Genomic DNA, 24208 nt, shown 5'->3' on the forward strand with positions numbered 1-24208 from the left:
ATGGTGCGGTGAAGTCCGACCGGCTCCTCTCCATCCTGCTGCTCCTCCAGACCCGCGGTCCGGTCCCCGCCGGTGAGCTGGCCGAGCGCCTCGAAGTCTCCGTACGCACCATCTACCGGGACGTGGAGGCGCTCTCGGCCTCCGGCGTGCCCGTGTACGCGGAGCGGGGGCGCAATGGGGGGATCGCGCTGCTGCGCGGCTTCCGGACCGATGTCACCGGGCTCACCGCCGACGAGGCGCGCGCCCTGTTCGTCCTCGCCGCGCAAGGCGCCCACACCGCGCTCGGGCTCGACGCCGCGCTCGGCTCCGCGCTGCGCAAGGTGATGGCCGCGCTCCCGGCCCCGCACCGGCCCGCCGCCGAACAGACCAGCCGCCGCATCCTGGTGGACCCGGTCCGCTGGATGAGCGGTCCGCAGGCCGCCGTCGACGTGGGTGAGCTGCACGACGCGGTCTTCGCCGACCGGAGGCTGCTGCTCCATTATCGGCACAGCGGCACGGACACCCCCCGCGTCTACACCGTCGACCCGTACGGCCTCGTGGTGAAGGCGGGCGTCTGGTATCTGACCGCCGACCTGGACGGCGCACCCCGGCTCTTCCGCGCGGACCGGGTGAAGCGGGCGGTGCTCACCGAGGAACCCGTGGTGCGCAGGAAAGGCGTCGAGCCCGCCGACGTCTGGGAGGAGCTGCGCCGGCAGGTCGAGGAGCGGCCTGGGGACGTACGGCTCCGGGTGCGCGTGCACCGCTCCCGGCTGGATCTCTTCGTACGCCTGTGCGCGGGGGTGCTGACCGGCCGGCCGGAGCCGGAGCAGGCGACGGCGGGGGAGTGGCTGCTGGCCGAGCTCGCGGTGCCCGAACTCGGGTGGGCGCGCTCCCTGCTCTCCTTCGGCCCGAACCTGGAGGTGCTGTCGCCTCCTCAGGTGCGCCGCCTGCTCGCCGAGGCCGCTGCCGCGGTCACGGAGCTGTACGCAGAAAACGGGTGAGGGCCGCGGTGAGCTCGGCGGGCGCGTCCTCCTGGACCAGATGTCCGGCCCCCTCGATCAGCCGCAGCTCGGCACCCGGGATCATCCCGGCCAGCTCATGGCCGCGGGCGGCCGGGATCCAGGTGTCCTCCGTGCCCCAGCACACCAGCACCGGCAGCTCCAGCTCGCCGTAACGGTGCTGGATCTCGTCGGTGAACCGCTGGTCGTTCTGGGCGATCTGCCGGTAGAACGCGGGCTGCCCGGCCTCCGTGCACCAGGGGGCGACGAGGCTGTCCCGCACCGCCGGATGCAGTCCCCGGTGGCTGGCCGATCCGACGTACTCCGTCACCAGGGCCCGGTGCAGGCCGGGCGGCAGCTCGCCGAAGACCTCGGGCCGTCCTCCGAGCAGCCGGTAGGCGGGCGAGCCCCACGGGGCCAGCGCCACCGGGTCGACGAGGGCCAGACGCCGGTAGCGGGCGCCGTGCAGGAGATGGGCCCGCAGGGCGACGCAGCCCCCGAAGTCATGGGCGGCCACGGCCGGTTCGTCGAGCCCCCAGTGCTCGATGAGCTCGGCGAGCACCCAGGCCTGGGAGCGGAGCGACACGTCCTGGCCGTCGTACTGCGCGGAGGCGCCGTAGCCCGGCAGGTCCCACACGTACACACGGTGGTCCTGCGCCAGCCCCCGGGCGACGCCCCGCCAGACGTACGAGGAGAAGGGCGTGCCGTGCACCAGGACCACGGGCGGAGCCTGCTCGGGCCCCAGCGCGGCCCAGCGCACCTCGCCCGCGGAACTGATGAAGGTCCGGTCCAGCGTCCAGTCGTTCATGAAACCGACCCTACGGCCTGTCCAGCCAGTGGGCCCGGCCCAGCGTGACCAGGCGCAGCCGGCGCCGGGCCACCCGGACGACCTCCTCCTCGCCCTTCGGACCGGCGTCCAGCAGCGCCGACGCGGTCAGCACCATGTGGTCGACGTACAGCCCGCCCAGCATCAGGAGGTCCTCCCGGTCCCAGCCCGCCGACTCCGGCTCCTCGCCGAGGACTTGGGCGACCTCCTCGGCGAAGCCGCGCAGCTGGGCGGCGATGGCCCCGCGGACCTCCCCGACACCGCCGTGCTGCTCGCGGGCGATGAAGCGGAAGTGGGCGGGCTGCGCCGCGACATGACGCGCTATCAGCCCGACACTTCGGTCGAGCCGCTCCTCGCTGTCCCCCGTGTCGGCCAGGATCGCGCCGATCATGCCGTGCAGGCTGCCCAGGGTCTCCTCGACGAGGGCGACGCCGAGCGCCGCCGTGCCGTCGAAGTGGCGGTAGAAGGCGGTCGGGGTCACGCCCACGGCCCTCGTCACCTCACGCAGGCCCAGGCTGCTCAGGCTCTGGTGCTCCAGCAGTTCGAGTGCCGCGTCGAGCAGCGCCTGGCGGGTCTTCAGCTTCTGGGCCTGGCGGATGCCGACGGTGTGACTCATGCCATTCAGTAAACAACCGTTCTCCGAGTTTCGGAAGTGATGCAGGGTCTAGACTCATAAGTCAGTGCACAGTCGTACTCTCAAAGCTCGCGGAAAGGCCCGGACATGTTCGTGCTCGTCGCCGCCCTGCTCCTGCTGGGGGTTGTCCTCGGAGCGGTCGCACACCTCCCGCTCCCCGCGGCCCTGGCCGCCGCCGCCGTGATCGGTCTCTGGCTGGCGGTCTTCGGTGTCCGCGAACGCCTCGCCCGCCGCACCCGCTGACGAAGGAGCCGCACCATGACACTCATCACCGCACGCACCGCTCCGCGCGACTCCCGCTCCGACGGGGCCCGTTCCGGCGAGGCGCGTTCCGGCACCCGGGAGGGGGACGGGCTCGCCGTCGCCTCGTTCGTGCTCGGGCTGCTCGGCCTCCTCGTGATGAACATCCTGCTCGGGCCCGTCGCCATCGTCATGGCGATCGTCGCTCTCGCCCGCTCCACCGCCCGCCGGGGCCGCGCGCTGCTCGGGCTGGCCCTCGGCATCGCCGACCTGGTCGTCCTGGCCGTCCTGCTCACGGCCAACGGCACCGTCTCCTGGAGTCTCGCAGGCTGACCCTCCGCGCCGCCGCTCCGAAGGGCTACGCGCGAACCGACCGCCAGATCCGCTCCGGCAGGAGACGTGCCGCCTCGTCGAGGTCGACATCGCCGATGCCCGACAGCCACCGGCGGGCGACGGCGACGACGGGGCCCATGACGAGGGACTCGATCAGCGGCGGAGGCAGCGGGGCGAGCTCCCCCGAATCGGTGCGGAGCCGTATCCAGAGGCTCACCTCCGAGACCCTGGCCTCCTGGGCGTCGCAGAATTCCGTGCCCCGCGTCATGCTCTTGCGGTCCGCGAGAGGGGAGTGCAGGAGAAGTGCGGGGCCTCGGTGCTCCTGGACGAAGGTCAGGTAGGCCCGCACGGCGGCTGCGATGCCCTCGCGCGCGTTCTCCGAGTCCCGCAAGCCCTCGGCCAGTTCGCCCAGCAGCCGGTCCAGCCAGCGGTGCCCGAGAGTGGCTATGAGGCCGTCGAAGCTGCCGAAGTGGTGGTATAGGCTGCCCAGGCTGACGCCGCTGTCCTGGACGACGGCGTTGACCGTGAGCCCCTTCTCGCCCGACGCGACGAACACGCGCAGGGCGGCGTCCAGGAGCAGATCGGAAGTGACTTCGCCGCGCTGCTGTTTGGCGCTCATGGAGTGTCGTCCCCTGTGGTGCTCGAGGCGGGCTCTTCCGCGGTGAATTTCTAGAGCAATTTTCTAGAAGATGCTTCCTCTTCCAGTATCCACTGGTCAGACTTCCCTGGAACCGAAAAGGGTGTGTCACGGGGAGACGGTGTGGGCGTGTTAGACCTGACAGGCAGCGGGGCCAAGCCGCTGGAAGCGGACGATCCGGTGCAGATCGGTGGGATTCCGCTCGCGGGCCGGCTCGGCTCCGGCGGAATGGGGCGCGTCTACCTCGGTGTCCACGAGGGACGGTACGTCGCCGTCAAGCAGGTGCTGCCCTCGATCGCCGGTGAGGACCAGGACTTCGTCCGCCGCTTCGGCCACGAGCTGGACAACCTCGCCGAGCTTCCCGCGGAGGCCACCGCGCCCCTGATCGCCAGCGACCGCGACGCCCGGCCCCCGTGGCTGGCGACCGCGTACGTCCCCGGCCTCACCCTGAGCGACGCCATCAGGCTGCACAAGGGGCCGCTGCCCGCCGGAACCCTGTGGCTCCTGCTGCGCGAGGCGGCCGCCGGGCTGGTCCCCGTGCACGAGTTGGGCATGGTGCACCGCGACCTCAAGCCGTCCAACGTCATGCTGACGGTCGAGGGCGCCACGGTCATCGACTTCGGCGTGGCCCGCGCCACCGAGCAGAGCCAGCTCACCAGAAGCGGCATGGTCGTCGGCACCCCGGCGTACATGGCTCCCGAACAGGCCACGACGAAGCGGGACCTGACCGGCGCCGCCGATGTGTTCGCTCTGGGCTCGGTCATCGCGTACGCGGCCAGTGGCAGCCCGCCCTTCGGCGAGGAGTCCGGCCCCGCCGTGCTGTACCGCATCGTGCACGAGGAGCCCGACCTGGAGGCGGTGCGGGAGCTGGACCCCGGGCTCGCCGACGTCGTCGCGGCCTGCCTCGCCAAGGATCCCGAGGCCCGGCCCACCGCATCCGAGCTGGTGCGGCGTGCCACGGAGCGCGGGCCGTTCACGGCTCCGCTGTGGCCGGAGTCGATCAGCGGGAACCTCGACGAGAAGGCCGCCTTCGCGGCGGACGTCCAGGAGGTCGAACTGCCGCCGCCCGTGTCCATGGAGACGCGGAACCTCGGGCGGAAGCCGCGTACGAAGTTCCGTGACCGTCCGCGTCGGACCCGTGTCGTCTTCGCCGTCCTCCCCGTCGTCCTGACGGTGGGCGGGGCGACACTCGCGGTCCAGCTCCTCCCCTTCATCTCTGGGCCGGACGACCGCAAGGCCGCCGGGCCGTCCGTGCCCGCCACGGCCCCGGCGGTGCCCGCCGCCTCGGCCTCGGGTGCGAGCCCGTCGGGCTCGGCGTCACCGGGAAAGTCACCGAAGGGCAAGGAGAAGGAGAAGGGCGAGGGAGGAAACAAGACTGCGGACGGGGGTTCCTCCCCTGCCCCGGGAGCCGGAGGCGCGGGCGGCGGTTCCCAGGACGGCTCCGGCGGGTCGGATACGTCCGGCGGCTCCGGCGGGTCCGGCGCATCGGGCGGCTCCAGCGCTTCCGGCGGGTCCAGTGCCTCCGGTGGATCCGGCTCCGGGGGCACCGCACCGTCCGGGACCAACCGTTATCGCAACGGCGAGAACAGCAAGTGCCTCGTCGCTCCGTTCAACAGCTACCCGACCGTAGGCAACTGCGACGGGTCGGGTTCCTCCTGGACCCTCAGGCCCATGTCCGGCGGTTCCTTCGAGATGGTCCACGAGTCGGGCAGAAGCTGCCTGAGCGCGGGGGCCGGAGGGGTCCTGCTGCTCTCGTGCAACGAGGACGAGACGCGTCGCTGGCGCGTGGGGGCGGGAAGCACCCTCGTAAGCGTCTCCACCGGGGGCTGTCTCGGTCTCGGGAACGGGGGAGTCGTGGCGAGCGGGTGCTCGGGAAAGGCGTCCCAGCGCTGGACGGCTTTCTGAGCGGGCTCGGACGCGGGCGGGCCCCTCGGACCGGGCCCGGCCGGGCCCGGTCCGAGGGGCCCGCACCGGCCTCCTGCCGGGCGCGCGCGGCCCACGGCGCGATGCGCCCGGCACGCGCCGCGCCCCGGGCTCGTAGAATCGTCAGCACCATGGCTTACCTCGACCACGCCGCGACCACGCCGATGCTTCCGGAGGCGATCGCGGCGATGTCCGCGCAGCTCGCCGTCACCGGCAACGCGTCCTCCTTGCACGCTGCCGGGCGCCGCGCCCGCCGTACCGTCGAGGAGTCCAGAGAAACCCTCGCCGACGCCCTCGGAGCACGCCCCAGCGAGGTCGTCCTGACCTCCGGCGGCACCGAGGCGGACAACCTCGCGGTGAAGGGCCTCTACTGGGCCCGCCGCGACGCCGACCCCCGGCGCACCCGGGTCCTCGCCAGCCCCGTGGAGCACCACGCCGTCCTCGACGCCGTGGACTGGCTCGCCGAGCACGAGGGCGCCACCGTCGAATACCTCCCGGTCGACGCGTACGGACGTGTGCACCCGGACGCGCTGCGCGAGGCGCTCGTACGCGACCCCGACGACGTCGCCCTGGTCACCGTGATGTGGGCCAACAACGAGATCGGCACGATCATGCCGATACGTGAACTCGCCGAGGTGGCCCGCGAGTTCGGCGTCCCCATGCACTCCGACGCGGTGCAGGCGTTCGGGCAGCTGGAGGTCGACTTCGCCGCCTCCGGGCTGGCCGCCATGACGGTCAGCGCGCACAAGATCGGCGGCCCCTTCGGCATCGGGGCGCTGCTGCTCGGCCGCGACCAGGCCCCCGTGCCCGTCCTGCACGGCGGCGGCCAGGAGCGGCATGTACGCTCCGGCACCCTCGACGTACCCGCCGTGGCGGCGTTCGCCGTGGCCGGGCGGCACGCCGCCGACGGACGCGAGGGCTTCGCCCGTGAGGTCGGCGCACTCCGCGACGAGCTGGCCGCCGCCGTGCTGGAGGCGGTCCCCGACGCACTCCTCGGCGGCGACCCGGCCCCCGGCGGGCGGCTGCCCGCCAACGCCCACTTCACCTTCCCCGGCTGCGAGGGCGACTCCCTGCTGCTGCTGCTCGACGCCCAGGGCATCGAATGCTCCACGGGCTCGGCGTGCACCGCCGGCGTCGCCCAGCCGAGCCATGTGCTGCTGGCCACCGGCACCGACCCCGCGCTGGCACGTGGCACGCTGCGCTTCTCGCTCGGCCACACCACGACCGGACAGGACGTGGAGGAACTCGCACGGGCGATCGGTCCCGCGGTCGAGCGGGCCAGGACGGCAGGACTCAGCTAGCGCGAGACCCCTTGTCTCCCGCCGTGGACGCCGCGCGCACCAGCTTCATGTAGCGGGTCCAGTCCCAGTGCGGTCCGGGGTCGGTGTGGTCCGCGCCCGGCACCTCGACGTGCCCGATGATGTGCTCCCGGTCCACCGGGATCGCGTACCGCTTGCATATCGCGGCCGTCAGCCGCGCGGAGGACTCGTACATCTTCTTCGTGAAGTCCTGGGGGCGGTCGACGAAGCCCTCGTGCTCGATACCGATACTGCGTTCGTTGAACGAGCGGTTGCCCGCGTGGTACGCCACGTCGAGCTCCCGGATCATCTGGGTCACGCGGCCGTTCTGCCCGACGATGTAATGCGTGGCCGCCTGGTGTGCCGGGTCCTGGAAGACCTTGACCGCGCTCTCGTAGCTGCCCTGGGTGACATGGATGATCACCCGGTCCACGCCGTAGTCGTCGGGGCGGTCGGCCCGCCGCCAGTTCCCCTGGGAGGCCGCGACCCAGGTCGCCGGTGCGTAGTCCAGCTCGCCGGCCTCGCGGGGCTTCTCCACGCCGGGCACCCGCCACCAGACGCGCCGGACCTCGTCCACGGCCACGGCGGCCGTGGCCGCCGCCGCGGCACCGCCACCGATCAGCAGCGAGCGTCTGCTGATGCCGTGACCAGGACCCTTTCCCGGCGACCCGGCACTCCCGTTGTTCCCCATGTGCTCCTCAACGCATATCCGCGAGCATTCGGTTCCCGGAGCCCCGTACTCTGGAGAAGCTATGACTCAGACCTCCCAGCGCCCCCTCCGTGTGCTCGCCGCCATGTCAGGCGGAGTCGACTCCGCCGTGGCGGCGGCCCGAGCCGCCGAGGCCGGGCACGACGTGACCGGTGTGCACCTCGCCCTCTCCGCGAACCCGCAGTCCTTCCGTACGGGCGCGCGCGGCTGTTGCACCATCGAGGACTCCCGGGACGCCCGCCGCGCGGCGGACGTCATCGGCATCCCGTTCTACGTCTGGGACCTGGCGGAACGCTTCCGTGAGGACGTCGTGGACGACTTCGTCGCGGAGTACGAGGCCGGGCGCACGCCCAACCCCTGCCTGCGCTGCAACGAGAAGATCAAGTTCGCCGCGCTCCTCGACAAGGCGCTGGCCCTCGGCTTCGACGCCGTGTGCACCGGCCACTACGCCACGGTCGTGCTGAAGGACGACGGCACCCGGGAGATGCACCGCGCCTCGGACATGGCGAAGGACCAGAGCTACGTCCTCGGTGTCCTGGACGAGAAGCAGCTCGCCCACGCGATGTTCCCGCTGGGTGACACCCTGACCACGAAGGACGAGATCCGCGCCGAGGCCGAGCGCCGGGGCCTGGCGGTCGCCAAGAAGCCCGACAGCCACGACATCTGCTTCATCGCCGACGGCGACACCCAGGGCTTCCTGGCAGGCCGCCTCGGCGGCCCCGCGGAGGGCGACATCCTCGACGAGTCCGGCGCGAAGGTCGGCACCCACGAGGGTGCCTTCGGCTTCACCATCGGCCAGCGCAAGGGGCTGCGCATCGGCCACCCCGCCCCCGACGGCAAGCCGCGCTACGTCCTGGACATCTCCCCGGTGAACAACACGGTGACGGTCGGCCCGGTGGAGGCCCTCGACGTCACCGCGCTGACCGCCATCAAGCCTCGCTGGTGTGGCGCGCCTCCCACGGGCCCCGGCACGTACACCGCTCAGCTCCGCGCCCACGGCGGCGAGACCGAGGTGACCGCGGAGCTGACCGACGGCACCCTGACCGTCACCTTCACCGAGCCGGTCCGCGGCGTGGCGCCGGGGCAGGCAGTGGTGCTCTACGACGGCACCCGGGTCGTCGGCTCGGCCACGATCGCGACGACGGTGCGCAGGGAGAAGGCCTCGGCCACCGGCTGACGTACGGCCGGGCCGGCCGGGTCGCTCCCCTGCGACGGCCCGGCCGGCCCGGCGCGTCCCGCCGGATGCCGCCTAGGAGACGGCCGTACGCAGGAACGGGTCCCGGGCGAAGAAGTCCGCAAGCACCGGCGCGATCGCGTGCGGGGCCAGCTCGCGGGTCTGGCCGGTCAGGGTGCGGTGCCTGGCCCGGGGGACCGCGGCCGCGAGGGCCAGCGTCGTCCGGTGCGCCTGTTCCGTGCTCAAACCGCCGGTCACCACCAGGGTGCGCGCCGTGACGGAGGAGAGCCGCCCGGCCGGGACCGAGCCGTCGCCCAGCAGGGCGTCGTCGTACGCGAGGGTGTGGGCCACCGCTTCGAGGCCGGACCAGACCGGGGCCCGGCGCATGCGGGCGATCATGTCCTCCGGGACCCCCGTCCGCGACAGATACAGCTCGACGGCGCCGCCCCGGTCACCCGCCGCCAGCAGCCGGTGCAGCAGCGCCGTGCAGCGGGACTTGTACAGGAGGCCGGCGGGGCCCGGGGTGTACGGCGGCTCGTAGACCGCCAGGAGGTCCACGGGCAGCCCCGCGGCCTGCGCCTCCAGGGCCAGCGCCCCGCCCGACAGCATGCCGAACACCGAGACGCGCCCGCCCGCCGTCGCCGCGACCGCGGCCAGGTCCTCGATCTCGCGGCGCAGCGCGTACGGCCCGCCGTCGCCGCTCGCCCCGCGGCCCCGGCGGTCGTACGTGACGACCGTGAAGCGCGGGGCCAGCAGAGCGGCCAGTGGTGCCTCGTCGGCCGCGGTGCTCAGGGCACCGCCCACCAGGATCACCGGCGGCCCGTCACCGTGGCGGCGATACGCGATCGGCGTCCCGTCACGGGAGAGAGTCTTGTCCATACGAGGGTGGACTGCCGTGCCCCGCGGAACTCATCGGTGCGGCGGAGCAATATTTCTGACGGTCAGTCGGTGACCACATCCGTGGAGTAGAAGCAGAAGTGGTCCTTGATCGCCGCGACTTGTTCCTTGGGCTCCGGGTAGGCCCAGACGAGGTCCGCCGCGTCCGGCAGCGACCAGTACGACGCGTCACCCTTGAACGGGCAGTGCGTACGGGTGTCCGAGGGCGTCAGCAGGTCGGTCCGCACATCCTCGGACGGCAGGTAGTAGCGGTCGGGACAGCCCGTCTCGCGCAGCACCAGGGGACGGCGGCTCTCGGCGAGCACCTGCCCGTCGTGCACCGCACGCACGTGCACGGCTTCGGGTCCGACGGTGATGGTGTGTCCTGTGGTGGAGGTCATACCTGGTTCAGCCGAGGGGGAGCCCGGTTTCTTCCCGCGCCCGGGGCCGGTCGTACGGTATCCGCATGAACATCTGCGTCTTCCTCTCCGCCGCCGACCTCGACGACCGCTACACCGGCCCCGCCCGTGAATTCGCCGAACTGCTGGGCCGGGGCGGACACACCCTGGTCTGGGGCGGCTCGGAGAGCGGGCTGATGAAGGTCGTCGCCGACGGCGTCCAGGAGGCCGGCGGACGGCTCGTCGGGGTGTCCGTGGACTTCCTGGCGGCCAAGGCGCGGACGAACGCCGACGAGATGGTGATAGCCAACGACCTGGCCGAGCGCAAGGCGCTGCTCCTGGAGAAGTCCGACGCGATCGTGATCATGGTCGGCGGGACGGGAACGCTCGACGAGGCGACGGAGATCCTGGAGCTGAAGAAGCACGGCAAGCACACCAAGCCCGTCGTCCTGCTGAACACCGCCGGGTTCTACGACGGCCTGCACCAGCAGTTCCGGCGCATGGAGGACGAGGGCTTCCTGCCGGTCCCGCTGACCGAGCTGGTCTTCTTCGCCGAGGACGGCGTCGGGGCGCTGGCCCACCTGGAGGAGTCGGCCGGCCTGCAGTGATGCGAGCATGAGTCCATGCCTACTCATCTCATCACCGGCGCCGGCTCCGGCATCGGAGCGGCCGTCGCCCGCCGTCTCCTGGAGCGCGGCGACGAACTCGTGCTGCTGGCCCGCGACGCGGGACGCGCCAGGGAACTGGTCGCGCTCCACCCCGGGGCCCGCACGCTCGTCGGCGACCTCGGCAACCCCGACCGGCTCTCCTGGGCGTTCGGGCAGCAGCCGATGCCCGAACGCCTCGACTCGCTGCTGCACATCGCGGGCGTCGTCGAGCTCGGCACGATCGGCGACCTCACCCCCAAGGCCTGGCACTTCCAGCTCAACGCCAACCTGGTCTCCCCGGCCGAGCTGACACGGCTGCTGCTGCCGCAGCTGCGCGTCACCAAGGGACACGTCGTCTTCGTGAACTCCGGCGCCGGGCTCGCGGCACACGCCGAATGGGGTGCGTACGCCGCGAGCAAGCACGGGCTCAAGGCCCTCGCCGACTCGCTGCGCCACGAGGAGCACGGCAACGGGGTCAGGGTCACCTCCGTCTACCCCGGCCGCACCGCCAGCCCCATGCAGGCCAAGGTCCACCAGCAGGAGGGCAAGGAGTACGACGCCTCACGCTGGATCGACCCTGAATCGGTGGCCACCACGATCCTGCTCGCGCTCGATCTGCCGAGGGACGCCGAGATCAACGACCTGACGGTCCGCCCCGGCCGCTGAGGACCCGCGCCCCGGGGCCCGTAGGCTTTCCGCGTGAGCGAGAAGAGCGGGTTCAGCGCGAGTGCAGCCACCGGGATCGGTTCCATGCCGGGGGGAGACGCCCGGGAGGCGGCCAGAACCGTCACCGGGTCCTTCGCCGACGGCCAGGGCATGCCGTATCTGGCGGAGCTGCCCGCGCGGGGCCCCGGCGCGGACATGACCGGGCGCACCATCGGCCTGCTCGTCGAGATGTACGGCCATGTCGAGCCCAGCGGCTGGCGGATCAGCGACCGTCCAGGCCGCGACACCCGCCGCGCCCGCTCCTGGCTCGGCGAGGACCTCGACGCGCTGGAGGAGTTCACCCAGGGCTACGAGGGGCTGCTCAAGGTCCAGGCCGTCGGACCCTGGACCCTGGCCGCGTCGCTGGAACTGCGGGGCGGCGAGGCCATGCTGGGCGACCCGGGCGCCTGCCGTGACCTGGCGGGCTCGCTGGCCGAGGGGCTGCGCTCCCACCTCGCGGAGGTGCGGCGCAGGATCCCCCGCGCCGAGGTCGTGCTCCAGCTCGACGAACCCTCCCTGACCGCCGTACTGCAGGGACGGGTCAGGTCGGCGAGCGGCTACCGCACCTACCGAGCCGTGGACCGCCAGGTCGTGGAGGGAACGCTGCGCGAGCTGCTCGCGGTGAACGGCGAGGGCCCCACGGTCGTCCACTCGTGTGCCCCGGAGGTGCCGTTCGCGCTGCTGCGCCGCGCCGGCGCCGGCGGGGTCTCCTTCGACTTCTCCCTGCTCACCGAGCGTGAGGAGGAGGCGATCGGGGAAGCCGTCGAAGGCGGTACCCAGCTCTTCCTCGGCGTGGTTCCCGGTATCGACGCCGCCTCGACCGCATTGTCGGACCCGGGCGGTAGCGTCATGGAGGTCAGGACGTTGTGGAGCAGGCTGGGGCTGAATCCGGGGACTCTCAGCGAGTCCGTCGTGGTCACCCCGTCCTGCGGGCTGGCGGGAGCGTCGCCCGCGTACGCGCGCGCCGCGCTCGCCCACTGCGCCCGGGCCGCGAGGTCGCTCGCGGACAACCCTGAGTAACGGGTCGTCGTAGAGGTCTTAATGGGGCAACGGAGGAACAGTCGATGGCCGGCGAAGAGCAGGCGCAGCAGCTGACCGGTGTGCCGGCGGAGGTGCAGGAACAGCACGCACTCCTCGCCGAGCAGATCGAGGAGCACCGCTTCCGGTATTACGTGAAGGACCAGCCCGTCATCGACGACGCCGAGTTCGACCGGCAGATGCGCGCGCTGGAGGCCATCGAGGACGAGCACCCCGAGCTGCGCACACCGGACTCGCCGACCCAGAAGGTCGCCGGCCCCTACACCACGGAATTCACCTCCGTCGAGCACCGTGAGCGCCTGCTCTCCCTCGACAACGCGTTCGACGACGCGGAGCTCGCGGCCTGGGCCGATCGCGTGGCCAAGGACGTGGGCAGGGGCGGGTACCACTTCCTGTGCGAGCTCAAGGTGGACGGCCTCGCCGTCAACCTCACGTACGAGCACGGCAGGCTGACCCGCGCGGCGACCCGGGGCGACGGGCGCACGGGAGAGGACATCACCCCCAACGTCCGTACGATCGCCGAGATCCCGCTCCGCCTCAAGGGCGACCGCGTCCCCGAGCTCGTCGAGATCCGGGGCGAGGTCTTCTTCCCCATGGAGGCGTTCGAGGGGCTCAACGCCCGGCTGGTCGAGGCCGGCGACAAGCCCTTCGCCAACCCGCGCAACGCGGCGGCCGGTTCGCTGCGGCAGAAGGACCCGAAGGTCACCGCCACCCGCCCGCTCCACATGGTGGTGCACGGCATCGGAGCCCGTGAGGGCTTCGACATCGACCGGCTCTCCCAGGCCTACGACCTGCTGAGGGAATGGGGCCTGCCCACCGCCAAGCACAACAAGGTGGTCGAATCCCTCGACGAGGTCCGGGAGTTCATCGCCTGGTTCGGCGAGAACCGGCAGTCCGTCGAGCACGAGATCGACGGCGTCGTCGTCAAGCTGGACGAGATCCCGCTCCAGGGCAGGCTGGGCTCCACCTCGCGCGCGCCCCGCTGGGCGATCGCCTGGAAGTACGCCCCCCAGGAGGTCAACACCAAGCTGGTCAACATCCGGGTCGGCGTCGGACGCACCGGACGCGTCACGCCGTACGCCCAGGTCGAGCCGGTCGAGGTGGCCGGTTCGGAGGTCGAGTTCGCCACCCTGCACAACCAGAACGTGGTGAAGGCCAAGGGCGTCCTCATCGGCGACACGGTGGTACTCCGCAAGGCGGGCGACGTCATCCCGGAGATCCTCGGCCCGGTCGTCGATCTGCGGCACGGCGGCGAGCGGGAGTTCGTCATGCCGTCCGAGTGCCCCGAGTGCGGGACGGCGCTGCGGCCCATGAAGGAGGCCGACATCGACCTCCGCTGTCCCAACGCCCGCTCCTGCCCTGCTCAGTTGAGGGAGCGCCTGGCCTATCTCGCAGGCCGCAAGTGCCTGGACATCGACCACTTCGGCTATGTCGCTGCCGCGGCCCTGACCAAGCCCCTGGAACCCGCCGAACCGCCCCTGCTGGACGAGGGGGATCTCTTCGGCCTGACGGTGGAGCAGCTGCTGCCGATCCGGGCGTACGTCCTGGACGCCGACAGCGGACTGCCCAAGCGTGACCCGAAGACGGGCGAGGAGAAGATCGCCACGGTCTTCGCCAACCAGCAGGGTGAGCCGAAGAAGAACGCCCTCGGCATGCTGGAAGGCATCGCGGCGGCCAGACAGGCCCCGCTCGCCCGGATCCTCACCGGCCTCTCGATCCGGCATGTGGGCCCGGTGGCCGCCGTCGAGCTGGCCCGGCAGTTCCGGTCCGTCGACCGGATCGACGCGGCGTCCGAGGAGGAGCTGGCCGCGGCGGACGGGGTGGGCCCGATCATCGCCGCCTCGGTCAAGCAGTGGTTCGCCGAGGACTGGCACCGCGAGATCCTGCGCAAATGGCGGGAGGCCGGGGTCCGGATGGAGGACGAGGGCGCGGGCGAGGACGAGGGGCCGCGACCGCTGGAAGGGCTCACCGTCGTGGTCACCGGCACCCTGACCGCGCACACCAGGGACGGAGCCAAGGAGGCGCTCCAGAGCCTCGGGGCGAAGGTCACCGGCTCCGTCTCGAAGAAGACCTCCTTCGTGGTGGTGGGCGACAACCCGGGGTCCAAGTACGACAAGGCGATGCAGCTGAAGGTGCCCGTACTCGACGAGGACGGCTTCGCCGTGCTCCTGGAGCAAGGGCCGGATGCCGCCCGTGAGGCCGCTGTTCCCGCCGAGGAGACCTGATCGAGGCACGATCGAGATGCCGGCGACGCGTGGTCGTGAGCGACGGGGGAAGTAAGGCAACGAGGCGACGCGGGCGGCCGGTCGGCCCGCCCGCATCACCCGTTCGGCGCTTATCAGAAGGTGAGCGGTGGAGGACCGCATTCGGGCAAGAGCTGCAGAGCGCTGCCCGTGGGGGCCCTCGTCGGCCTACTGTTGAACGAGCACCTGCCGTGCCCGGCCGCGTGGTGGGATCTGGGTCGTGGTGGCATGGGAGCGGGGGCCACCATGGGACATCGGCACCGCCGGCTGTGAGAGGGACGGAATGAAACCGACCGAGAGCGCCGCACCGGTGTCGCGTCTGCAAGGTTTCGTGGGCCTCACGTCCAAGGTGGGCGCCGTCGTCGTGGCGGTCGCCGCCGTGCAGCTGGCGACCGGGTTCTACCGCACGGTCCACGACGGACACGCGCTCTTTCCCGCCGGCACCGCCGGCTGGTCGCTCGCTCTGCTCACCGGAATCATCGTGGGCCATCTGGTCGCCCTCGGGCGCGACCGCTGGTGGGGCGGCACCGGTTCCGGCGCCGCCCTCGCCCTCGCCGTCCTGCTGCTCTACGGCTGGGTGGCCGCGGGCCTGGTCAGCCTCGTCGTCGTGGTGCTCGTCGGTACGGCCAGGCGGCACCGGTGGTGGCAGGGGCTGCTGCACGGGGCGGTGGACATACTCGGCATAGGGGCGGCCGCGCTGGTCCTGTCCGCCTTCGGTGAGGTCCCGAGCGTCGAAACGCCCTGGCGGCCACTCCACTGGGGTATCGACGCCGTACCGGAAGTGCTGCTCGCCGCCGGCACGTATCTCCTCGTCACCCGCTTCCTGCTCTGGTACGCCAGGGCGTCCCACGGCGGCGGGCTGCCGACGATCGCCCGCACCGCCCTGCTGCGCCAGGGGCTCGTCGCGGTCGCCCTGCTGGGCATCGCCCCGCTGATCTGCGTGGTGGCCTCGGCCAAGCCCGTGCTGCTGCCGCTCTTCGCCGTCCCGCTGATCGCCCTGGACTCCACGCTGTGGATCGCCCGCGCACGGGCCGAGGAGCAGCTGAGGGATCCGCTCACCGGCCTGCCCAACCGTCAGTGGCTCCTGGAGAGAACGTGGACGGCGCTGGAGGAGGCCGGCGGCACCGGCACCAGAACCGCCCTGGTCCTCATCGACCTCGACCGCTTCCGGGCCGTCAACGACACCCTCGGACATCTCGCCGGCGACCGGCTGCTGCTCCAGATAGCGGAGCGGCTGCGGCTCGCCCTGCCGCGCGGCGCGGAGGCCGCACGGCTCGGCGGCGACGAGTTCGCCGTGCTGCTGCCGACCGCGAACTCGGCCACCAGTGCCCAGCGCATCGCCCGCCATCTGGTCGCCGAGCTCTCCTCGCCCCTCGACCTCGACGGGCTCACGCTCGTGCTGGAGGCGAGCGCGGGGGTCGCCGTCCACCCCGACCACGCGCTGGACGCCGAAGGGCTCCTCAGGCGGGCGGACGTGGCCATGTACCAGGCCAAGCGGGACCGCACGGGCGTGGAGGTCTACGAGTCCAAGCGCGACAGCAACACCCCGGACCGGCTCGGCCTGCTGGGCGATCTGCGCCGGGCCCTGGACGCCCGCGAGGTGGAGCTCCACTACCAGCCCAAGGTTCGCTTCGACGGCCAGGTGGCGGGCCTCGAAGCGCTCGTGCGCTGGGTGCATCCGGAGCGGGGGCGGGTCCCCCCGGACGAGTTCATCGCGATCGCGGAATCCTCCGGGCTGATGCCCCACCTCACCGAGTACGTCCTGGAGACCGCGCTGGCCCAGGTGGCCCGGTGGCGGGCCCAGGGACTGTTCGTCCCCGTCGCGGTCAACGTCTCGCCGCGCGACGTCCACACCCCCGGCTTCGCGGGAAGCGTCGCCGCACGGCTCGCCCGGCACGGGGTCCCGGCCGGTGCGCTGCAGTTGGAGATAACCGAGCACGTCCTGCTGGAGGACCCTCAGCGGGCCGCGGACACCCTCGCCGCGCTGACCGGGCACGGCGTGAAGATGTCCCTCGACGACTTCGGCACCGGCTACTCCTCCCTCGTCCATCTGCGGAAGCTGCCGGTCAGCGAACTCAAGATCGACCGGTCGTTCGTCGCACGGCTGGCCGTGGACCACGAGGACGCCGAGATCGTCCGCTGCACCATCGACCTGGCCCATTCGCTCGGCCTGATCGTCGTCGCCGAGGGCGTCGAGGACGACGAGACCTGGGAGCGGCTGCGGGACCTGCGCTGCGACGCGGTGCAGGGGTGGCTCGTCGCCGCCGCGATGCCGCCGCAGGAGACGACGGCCTGGCTGCGGGCCCGCGGCGAGCACGGGTGGCGGCGGCCCGCCGACCAGAAAGCCGCGGCCGCGGCGGCGGCGCTGCAGCCCGAGGTGGAGCAGCAGCGCCCGGCCGGGCGGGCGGTCTCCGGCCCGGCGACGGCCTGAGGACCGTACGGCCCCACCCGGTGGGCGTTTTGTCCTCAATCGCCGGACGGGCCCGATGTGGCCGGACCGGGATTGTGAGGCGGCGGGCGGTAATGCAGTCGGGGCAGTGTCCGGCGACCCCATAGGATTGGGCCAAAACCACACACCAAACCCTGAGGATCGCTGCATGCCTGGCATCACGCGCGAGGAGGTCGCCCACCTCGCCCGGCTGGCGCGTCTGGAGCTGAAGGGCGAAGAGCTCGAACACTTCGCCGGTCAGCTCGACGACATCATCGGCGCGGTCGCCCGCGTCTCCGAGGTCGCCGACCAAGACGTACCGCCGACCTCCCACCCGCTGCCGCTGACCAATGTCATGCGGGCGGACGAGGTCCGTCCGTCGCTCACCCCCGAGCAGGCGCTCTCCGGCGCCCCGGCCCAGGAGCAGCAGCGTTTCAAGGTGCCGCAGATCCTGGGGGAGGACTAACAGCCATGACGGACATCAGCACCATCATCAAGCTCACCGCGGCCCAGATCGCCGCGAAGATCGCCTCCGGCGAGCTGACGGCCGTCGAGGTCACCGAGGCCCACCTGGCCCGGATCGACGCCATCGACGAGAAGGTCCACGCCTTCCTGCACATCGACCGCGAGGGCGCGCTCGCGCAGGCCCGCGCCGTCGACGCCAAGCGTGAGGCGGGCGAGAAGCTCGGCCCGCTGGCAGGCGTCCCGCTCGCGCTCAAGGACATCTTCACCACCCAGGACATGCCGACCACCGTCGGCTCGAAGATCCTCGAGGGCTGGGTCCCGCCGTACGACGCGACCCTCACGAAGAAGCTGAAGGCCGCCGACGTCGTCATCCTCGGCAAGACCAACATGGACGAGTTCGCCATGGGGTCCTCCACCGAGAACAGCGCCTACGGCCCGACCGGCAACCCCTGGGACCTCACTCGTATCCCGGGCGGTTCCGGCGGTGGCTCGTCCGCCGCGCTGGCCTCCTTCGAGGCGCCGCTCGCCATCGGCACGGACACCGGCGGCTCCATCCGCCAGCCCGCGGCCGTCACCGGCACCGTCGGCGTCAAGCCCACCTACGGCGGCGTCTCCCGCTACGGCATGGTCGCCTTCTCGTCCTCCCTCGACCAGGGCGGCCCCTGCGCCCGTACGGTCCTGGACGCGGCGCTGCTCCACGAGGTCATCGGCGGACACGACCCGCTCGACTCGACGTCCATCGACGCGCCGGTCCCGCCGGTCGTCGAGGCCGCGCGCAACGGCTCCGTACAGGGCATGCGCGTCGGCGTGGTCAAGCAGTTCGCGGGCGAGGGCTACCAGGCCGGCGTCGTCCAGCGGTTCAACGAGTCCGTCGAGCTGCTGAAGTCGCTCGGCGCCACGATCGTCGAGCTGGACTGCCCGTCCTTCGACCTCGCCCTGTCGGCGTACTACCTGATCGCGCCGTCCGAAGCCTCCTCGAACCTGGCCCGCTTCGACGCCATGCGCTACGGCCTGCGGGTCGGTGACGACGGCACGCGGTCGGCCGAGGACGTCACCGCCCTCACCCGTGAGGCCGGCTTCGGCGACGAGGTCAAGCGCCGCATCATCCTGGGCACGTACGCACTCAGCTCCGGCTACTACGACGCGTACTACGGCTCGGCCCAGAAGGTCCGCACCCTCATCACCCAGGACTTCGAGAAGGCGTTCGAGCAGGTGGACGTCGTCGTCTCGCCGACGACGCCCACCACCGCCTTCCCCATCGGCGAGCGCGCCGACGACCCGATGGCGATGTACCTCGCGGACCTGTGCACCATTCCGACCAACCTCGCCGGCAACTCCGCCATGTCGCTGCCCTGCGGCCTGGCCCCGGAGGACGGCCTGCCGGTCGGACTGCAGATCATCGCCCCCGCCATGAAGGACGACCGGCTGTACAAGGTCGGAGCAGCCGTCGAGGCCGCTTTCGTGGAAAGGTGGGGGCACCCGCTGCTTGAGGAGGCTCCGTCACTATGAGCGCAATGGCTAAGAAGGCCAAGAACTTCAAGAAGTCCAAGTCCGGTGTGTACGTGTCCCTGGGCACCACCGCCTTCGGCGCCCTGAGCGTCGTCAAGCAGGCGAGGATGGCCCGCCAGGACAACGACACGCTGCGGCTGGTCGACGCCGCCGTATCCGCCGCCGCGATCGTGACCGGACTCGCGATCCTCTACCGCGAGCTCAAGCGTCTCGGTGACGACGACGTCCTGCTGGGCTGAGAGGGAAAGTTTCATCGTGACTGTCATCGACCTGGAGTCGTACGAGGATGCCCTCGCGACGTACGACCCCGTCATGGGCCTCGAGGTCCATGTGGAGCTCGGCACCAAGACCAAGATGTTCTGCGGGTGCTCCACCGAGCTCAAGCAGGACGCGAACTCGCAGACCTGCCCGGTCTGCCTCGGACTGCCGGGCGCGCTGCCGGTCGTCAACGAGATCGGCGTCGAGTCCGCCGTCAAGATCGGTCTCGCGCTGAACTGCGAGATCGCCGAGTGGTGCCGCTTCGCCCGGAAGAACTACTTCTATCCGGACATGCCGAAGAACTTCCAGACCTCCCAGTACGACGAGCCGATCGCCTTCAACGGCTATCTGGACGTCCAGCTGGAGGACGGCGAGATCTTCCGCGTGCAGATCGAGCGCGCACACATGGAGGAGGACACCGGCAAGTCGACGCACGTCGGCGGTGCCACCGGCCGTATCCACGGCGCCTCCCACTCGCTGCTCGACTACAACCGTGCGGGCATCCCCCTCATCGAGATCGTCACCAAGCCGATCGAGGGAGCGGGCGCACGCGCACCCGAGGTCGCCAAGGCGTACGTCGCCGAGCTCCGCGAGCTCATCAAGGCGCTCGGCGTCTCGGAGGCCCGGATGGAGATGGGCCAGATGCGCTGCGACGTCAACCTGTCGCTGCGCCCCAACGGCACCGAGAAGTTCGGCACGCGCTCCGAGACGAAGAACGTCAACTCGCTGCGCTCCGTCGAGCGTGCCGCCCGCTTCGAGATCCAGCGTCACGCCGCGGTGCTGAACTCCGGCGGGACGATCGTGCAGGAGACCCGGCACTTCCACGAGGAGGACGGCTCCACCACGGCCGGCCGCATCAAGGACAACGCCGAGGACTACCGCTACTTCCCCGAGCCGGACCTGGTGCCGGTCGCCCCTTCCCGCGACTGGGTCGAGGAGCTCCGCAAGGGACTCCCCGAGCTGCCCCGGCTGCGCCGCAAGCGGCTGAAGGAGGAGTGGGGTGTCAACGAGCACGACATGCAGTCCATCCTCAACGCCGGCGCGGTCGACCTGATCGTCGCCACGACGGAGGCGGGCGCCCCGTCCGACCAGGCACGCAAGTGGTGGATGGGCGAGCTCGCCCGTAACGCCAACGAGACCGGCCGCAGCCTGGACGAGCTGCCGGTCACCCCGGCGCAGGTCGCCCGGGTGGCGGAGCTCGTCGCCTCCGGCGACCTCAACGACAAGCTGGCGCGCCAGGTCCTCGAGGGTGTCCTCGCGGGCGAGGGCGACCCCGACACGGTCGTCGAGAAGCGCGGCCTGAAGGTCGTCTCCGACGAGGGTGCGCTGTCCACCGCCGTCGACGAGGCCATCGCGGGCAACGCCGCCATCGCGGACAAGATCCGCGGCGGCAAGGTGGCCGCGGCCGGCGCTCTGGTGGGCGCGGTCATGAAGGCCACTCGCGGTCAGGCGGACGCGGCACGCGTGCGCGAGCTGATCCTGCAGAAGCTCGGCGTCGAGGGCTGACCCCTGATGCGCCTGAGGGGCGGTGCACCCGTTGACCGGGTGCACCGCCCCTTCGCTCTGCCCGGGCACTCCGGGGCGGGACGGACGGACGGACCGTGGGCCTCAGCGTGACCTGGGGAAGGCGGCGCGGAGCGCGGAGCCCCGGGTGAGGAGCGCGACCCGGATGACGGGCAGCATGCAGACGACGTGCGTCACGGCGTACCAGGGCGGGCAGACACCGGGGATCAGGTCGACGCCGATGATCGCGACGGGCATGATGACAGGCGTGCGGGCACCAGGTGGTGGCGACGGCGACCACTGGGCCCGAGACGATCGATGCGCTGCTGACGCATCGTCCGGATGTCGCCGTCATCGACGTCCGCATGCCGCCGACCCAGTCGGACGAGGGCCTGCGCGCCGCACTTGCCGCCCGCAGCGAACTGCCGGGACTGCCCGTGCTGATCCTTTCCCAGTACGTCGAGCAGCTGTACGCCCGCGAACTCCTGGCCGACGGCGCCGGTGGCATCGGCTACTTCCTCAAGGAGAGCGTCTTCGACGCCGAGCAGTTCATCGACGCCCTGCAACGCGTCGCCGGTGGCGGGACAGCCATGGACCCGGCCGTCATCGCCAAATTGCTGTCCAGCGGGTCCTCGAACCGGCGACTCGAACGGCTCACCGAACGTGAACACTCCGTGATCGGTCTCATGGCCGAAGGACTGTCCAATCAGGCCATCGGCCGACGGCTCTTCCTCAGCGACAGTGCCATAAGCAAGTACACGACCTCGCTGTTCGGCAAGCTCGGGATCACCGACGACGACAGCAACAACCGCCGCGTCCTCGCGGTCCTCACCTACCTGAACAACTCCTGACACGCCCCGTGCCGCCGCGCCGGCGACGCGTGATGGTCCCTCTGCGGGGGCCGTTCACCGCCAGTCCGTGCGCCGGTCTTCCCGTAGCCACCCGGCGTGACTAGCTTCCAGCCGTAGATTCGGAATCGGGAGGCTCACTTGACCACGGACATGTCACGGCGGCGGCTCTTCGCGCTCGGGGGCGGTGCGCTCGGCGCCGCCGCGGCGGGATCGTTCCTGCCCCCGTCGCTCCAGGCGGCGATCGCCGCGCAGCCCGCGGCCAAACGGTCCGGTGGTGCGGGGCTGGACGCCATCGAGCACGTGGTGATCCTGATGCAGGAGAACCGTTCCTTCGATCACTACTTCGGGACGCTGCGCGGAGTACGCGGCTTCGGCGACCGTAACGCGATCGAACTCCCCTCCGGTCGGCCCGTCTTCGAACAGCCGGGGCCGGCGGGCACGACCGTGCTGCCGTTCCCCGTGCGGGAGGCCGCTGAAGCACAGAAGAAGGACCTGCAGTACATCGGCGCCCTCGACCACTCGTGGAGCGGTGGCTCCAAGGCGTGGGCCGACGGCTGGATGAACGGCTGGGTCACCGCGAAGACCGCCGCGACCATGGCGTACTACGACCGCGGCGACATACCGCTGCACTACGAACTCGCCGACACGTTCACGGTCTGCGACGCCTACCACTCCTCGATACACACCTCCACCAGCCCCAACCGCAACCACCTGTGGAGCGGCCGCACGGGCGACGAGCCGGACGGCAGGCGCGCGGTGGGCAACGACGCGTACGACGAGGGCACCCACCCCGGATACGACTGGGGCACCTACGCCGAGCGGCTGGAGAAGGCCGGGCGGAGCTGGAAGACGTACACCGAGTGGGAGAACTTCACCGACAACCAGATCGAGTTCTTCGCCACCTTCAAGGCCATCGCCCGCAAGGCCCTGGCGAAGACCGACGGCCACACCTACATGGAGTCCTTCTACGCCACCGTGCGCGACGCGGACGGGGCCGCCGAGCGGGAGCGGCTGCTGGGCCTGCTCGACGAAGGTGTCGCCGCCCTGACGGCGGCCGAGCGCAGTCTGTTCGAGCGGGGGCTGCGCCGGGTCGAGACGGGCACGCTCGCCCAGGAGTTCGCCGACGACGTGGCGGCGGGGACTCTGCCCGAGGTCTCCTACCTGGTCCCGTCGGCGGTCGATTCCGAGCATCCGAGCGTCTCCTCGCCGGTGCACAGCGCGACCGTCGTCTACAAGATCCTGGACGCACTCGGCAAGCACCCCGATGTGTGGCGGCGCACCGTCGTCCTCATCAACTACGACGAGAACGACGGATTCTTCGACCACGTGCCCCCGCCGGTCGCCCCCGCGGAGGTGACGGAGGAGCACTGGGAGGGCAAGCCCACCGGGCTCGGCGTGCGGGTGCCGCTGCTGGTCGTCTCCCCGTGGTCCGTCGGCGGGTACGTCTGCTCCGAGGTCTTCGACCACACCTCCGTGATCCGCCTCCTGGAGCGCTGGACGGGGGTCGAGGAACCCAACATCGGCGACTGGCGGCGCAGGGTCACCGGAGACCTCACCTCGGCCTTCGACTTCACCCGTGCGCGGCGGCAGCCCGAGACGGAGCCCCCTGCCGCGATCCCGCCGTTCGGCGGACGCTGGCAGCCGAAGCCGCCCGCCGTCCAGCACATGCCCGTCCAGGAGGCCGGCGCCCGTCCGGCCCGGCCCCTGCCCTACCAGCCCGACGCGCAGGCCAGGCGCGTGGCCGGCGGGCTGCGGCTGGACCTCGGTAACACCGGCAGGTCCTCCGCGCACTTCACGCTCTATCCGTACGCGGGGGAGTTCCCCGCCCCGCAGCACCGGGACGTCAGGGGCACGGCACGGTGGGCGGTGCCGCTGACCGGTGAGGCGTACCGCTTCACGGTCACCGGTCCGAACGGCTTCCGGCGGGAGTTCGAGGGCGCGTCCGGCGGTGGCGCGGAACTCGCCTCCCGCATCGATGCCCACGAGCGGGACCTGCACCTCACGCTGCGCAACAACGGCAGGCGGACGCTGACCTACACCGTGCGGCCCCTCGGATACGTCGACGAGGACGACCTGCGGAACTGGACCCGGACGGTCGAGGTCAAGCCCGGGCGCAGCCGTACGGTCGTGCATTCGGCGGCCGACGCCCACGGCTGGTACGACATCGAGGTGACGGCCGACGAGGCGGGCTCCTTCCGGCGCCGGCTGATGGGCCACATCGAGAACGGCCGGGCGAGCGTCACCGGCTGACGGGCAGGGGGCGGGCGGTGGGGGCGGCTGTACGACGAGGGGGGCGAAGTCAAGCCACCCCTCACCGCGGTGCTGACCGTGGCCGCCTCCTTCGGCGTCGTCGTCGCGGTCTTCCGGTGGGATGGGGGAGCGAGCCGGCTGGAAAACGGATCGGTGACGACCGGCGGTCAGGTGGCTCCCCGCCCGGCTGGACCGGCTGCTCCCGCATGTCAGCATCGAGCCGCCGGACCGCAGGGCACCACGTGCGAGGATCCCGGGGGAGCGCGCGGGAGAGAAGGCCCCGGCG

Annotated in this window: 24 protein-coding genes; 17 read left to right on the forward strand and 7 right to left on the reverse strand. The window is 71.5% G+C overall.

The genetic code is table 11. The features are described from left to right. Window positions 1-8 precede the first annotated feature (8 nt). Window positions 9-980 (forward strand): YafY family protein, encoded by a 972-nt coding sequence (locus ACIBCU_RS11530; protein ID WP_362931725.1) that lies wholly within the window; start codon window positions 9-11, stop codon window positions 978-980. On the opposite strand, the gene ACIBCU_RS11535 is transcribed toward ACIBCU_RS11530, so the two are convergent. Further along, complete coding sequence (locus ACIBCU_RS11535; protein ID WP_399230786.1) at window positions 952-1785, reverse strand: alpha/beta fold hydrolase; 834 nt, start codon at window positions 1783-1785, stop codon at window positions 952-954. The two genes, ACIBCU_RS11530 and ACIBCU_RS11535, sit on opposite strands and share 29 nt — an antisense overlap. 10 nt (window positions 1786-1795) lie before the next feature. Further along, window positions 1796-2419, reverse strand: a complete 624-nt coding sequence (locus ACIBCU_RS11540; protein ID WP_399230788.1) for a TetR family transcriptional regulator — start codon at window positions 2417-2419, stop codon at window positions 1796-1798. Between the two features lie 105 nt (window positions 2420-2524). On the opposite strand from ACIBCU_RS11540, the gene ACIBCU_RS11545 reads away from it, so the two are divergent. Together ACIBCU_RS11545 and ACIBCU_RS11550 are read left to right on the forward strand one after the other, a co-directional pair. After that, complete coding sequence (locus ACIBCU_RS11545) at window positions 2525-2680, forward strand: hypothetical protein (RefSeq protein WP_187355833.1); 156 nt, start codon at window positions 2525-2527, stop codon at window positions 2678-2680. A 15-nt stretch (window positions 2681-2695) separates the two neighbouring features. Continuing rightward, window positions 2696-3010: a DUF4190 domain-containing protein gene (locus ACIBCU_RS11550; RefSeq protein WP_399230790.1), complete on the forward strand. Its 315-nt coding sequence runs from the start codon at window positions 2696-2698 to the stop codon at window positions 3008-3010. A 25-nt stretch (window positions 3011-3035) separates the two neighbouring features. On the opposite strand, the gene ACIBCU_RS11555 is transcribed toward ACIBCU_RS11550, so the two are convergent. Next, window positions 3036-3629, reverse strand: a complete 594-nt coding sequence (locus ACIBCU_RS11555; protein WP_399230792.1) for a TetR/AcrR family transcriptional regulator — start codon at window positions 3627-3629, stop codon at window positions 3036-3038. A 147-nt stretch (window positions 3630-3776) separates the two neighbouring features. On the opposite strand from ACIBCU_RS11555, the gene ACIBCU_RS11560 reads away from it, so the two are divergent. Both ACIBCU_RS11560 and ACIBCU_RS11565 read left to right on the forward strand, forming a co-directional pair. Further along, window positions 3777-5552, forward strand: coding sequence for a protein kinase (locus ACIBCU_RS11560; RefSeq protein WP_399230794.1), 1776 nt, complete (start codon window positions 3777-3779; stop codon window positions 5550-5552). A gap of 149 nt (window positions 5553-5701) precedes the next feature. After that, a complete protein-coding gene (locus tag ACIBCU_RS11565; RefSeq protein ID WP_362931735.1) occupies window positions 5702-6871 on the forward strand; it encodes a cysteine desulfurase family protein in 1170 nt (389 codons plus the stop codon). Here ACIBCU_RS11565 and ACIBCU_RS11570 read toward each other — a convergent pair. Beyond that, window positions 6864-7559, reverse strand: coding sequence for an N-acetylmuramoyl-L-alanine amidase (locus ACIBCU_RS11570; protein WP_399230797.1), 696 nt, complete (start codon window positions 7557-7559; stop codon window positions 6864-6866). The two genes, ACIBCU_RS11565 and ACIBCU_RS11570, sit on opposite strands and share 8 nt — an antisense overlap. A 61-nt stretch (window positions 7560-7620) precedes the next feature. On the opposite strand from ACIBCU_RS11570, the gene mnmA reads away from it, so the two are divergent. Next, a complete protein-coding gene (gene mnmA / locus ACIBCU_RS11575) occupies window positions 7621-8754 on the forward strand; it encodes a tRNA 2-thiouridine(34) synthase MnmA (RefSeq protein ID WP_362931739.1) in 1134 nt (377 codons plus the stop codon). 72 nt (window positions 8755-8826) lie between these two features. Here mnmA and ACIBCU_RS11580 read toward each other — a convergent pair whose 3' ends face one another. Together ACIBCU_RS11580 and ACIBCU_RS11585 are read right to left on the reverse strand one after the other, a co-directional pair. Further along, window positions 8827-9630, reverse strand: coding sequence for an alpha/beta fold hydrolase (locus ACIBCU_RS11580; protein WP_399230800.1), 804 nt, complete (start codon window positions 9628-9630; stop codon window positions 8827-8829). A gap of 62 nt (window positions 9631-9692) precedes the next feature. Then, window positions 9693-10028: a DUF427 domain-containing protein gene (locus ACIBCU_RS11585; RefSeq protein WP_362931743.1), complete on the reverse strand. Its 336-nt coding sequence runs from the start codon at window positions 10026-10028 to the stop codon at window positions 9693-9695. A 65-nt stretch (window positions 10029-10093) separates the two neighbouring features. On the opposite strand from ACIBCU_RS11585, the gene ACIBCU_RS11590 reads away from it, so the two are divergent. From ACIBCU_RS11590 to gatB, 9 genes are all read left to right on the forward strand, one after another. Further along, on the forward strand, window positions 10094-10633 hold the full coding sequence (locus tag ACIBCU_RS11590) for a TIGR00730 family Rossman fold protein (RefSeq protein WP_362931745.1): 540 nt from the start codon (window positions 10094-10096) through the stop codon (window positions 10631-10633). Window positions 10634-10648: 15 nt separating this feature from the next. After that, entirely contained in the window at window positions 10649-11338 is a 690-nt protein-coding gene (locus tag ACIBCU_RS11595) for an SDR family oxidoreductase (protein WP_362931747.1), read from the forward strand. Between the two features lie 33 nt (window positions 11339-11371). Continuing rightward, a complete protein-coding gene (locus ACIBCU_RS11600; RefSeq protein ID WP_362931749.1) occupies window positions 11372-12397 on the forward strand; it encodes a methionine synthase in 1026 nt (341 codons plus the stop codon). A gap of 44 nt (window positions 12398-12441) precedes the next feature. Next, complete coding sequence (ligA, locus tag ACIBCU_RS11605; protein WP_399230804.1) at window positions 12442-14640, forward strand: NAD-dependent DNA ligase LigA; 2199 nt, start codon at window positions 12442-12444, stop codon at window positions 14638-14640. Window positions 14641-14941: 301 nt separating this feature from the next. Then, window positions 14942-17089: a putative bifunctional diguanylate cyclase/phosphodiesterase gene (locus ACIBCU_RS11610; protein ID WP_399230806.1), complete on the forward strand. Its 2148-nt coding sequence runs from the start codon at window positions 14942-14944 to the stop codon at window positions 17087-17089. A gap of 166 nt (window positions 17090-17255) precedes the next feature. Beyond that, window positions 17256-17552 (forward strand): Asp-tRNA(Asn)/Glu-tRNA(Gln) amidotransferase subunit GatC, encoded by a 297-nt coding sequence (gene gatC / locus ACIBCU_RS11615; protein WP_014153935.1) that lies wholly within the window; start codon window positions 17256-17258, stop codon window positions 17550-17552. A gap of 5 nt (window positions 17553-17557) precedes the next feature. Further along, complete coding sequence (gene gatA / locus ACIBCU_RS11620; protein ID WP_362931755.1) at window positions 17558-19060, forward strand: Asp-tRNA(Asn)/Glu-tRNA(Gln) amidotransferase subunit GatA; 1503 nt, start codon at window positions 17558-17560, stop codon at window positions 19058-19060. Then, window positions 19057-19299 carry a hypothetical protein gene (locus tag ACIBCU_RS11625; RefSeq protein WP_104789325.1) on the forward strand — a complete coding sequence of 81 codons (243 nt, stop codon included), beginning with the start codon at window positions 19057-19059 and terminating at the stop codon, window positions 19297-19299. The genes gatA and ACIBCU_RS11625 overlap by 4 nt, the downstream gene beginning before the upstream one ends. Before the next feature lie 16 nt (window positions 19300-19315). Further along, window positions 19316-20824, forward strand: a complete 1509-nt coding sequence (gene gatB, locus ACIBCU_RS11630) for an Asp-tRNA(Asn)/Glu-tRNA(Gln) amidotransferase subunit GatB (protein WP_362931757.1) — start codon at window positions 19316-19318, stop codon at window positions 20822-20824. Window positions 20825-20926: 102 nt separating this feature from the next. On the opposite strand, the gene ACIBCU_RS11635 is transcribed toward gatB, so the two are convergent. Continuing rightward, window positions 20927-21079 (reverse strand): hypothetical protein, encoded by a 153-nt coding sequence (locus ACIBCU_RS11635; protein WP_362931759.1) that lies wholly within the window; start codon window positions 21077-21079, stop codon window positions 20927-20929. Window positions 21080-21105: 26 nt separating this feature from the next. On the opposite strand from ACIBCU_RS11635, the gene ACIBCU_RS11640 reads away from it, so the two are divergent. Both ACIBCU_RS11640 and ACIBCU_RS11645 read left to right on the forward strand, forming a co-directional pair. Continuing rightward, the gene (locus ACIBCU_RS11640) at window positions 21106-21672 is read left to right on the forward strand and encodes a response regulator transcription factor (RefSeq protein ID WP_362931761.1); all 567 of its coding nucleotides are present in this window, start codon (window positions 21106-21108) and stop codon (window positions 21670-21672) included. A 138-nt stretch (window positions 21673-21810) separates the two neighbouring features. Then, entirely contained in the window at window positions 21811-23922 is a 2112-nt protein-coding gene (locus ACIBCU_RS11645) for a phosphocholine-specific phospholipase C (protein WP_399230810.1), read from the forward strand. Window positions 23923-24208 lie beyond the last annotated feature (286 nt).

It is taken from the genome of Streptomyces sp. NPDC051064, from assembly GCF_044455985.1.
Classification (GTDB): Bacteria; Actinomycetota; Actinomycetes; order Streptomycetales; family Streptomycetaceae; genus Streptomyces.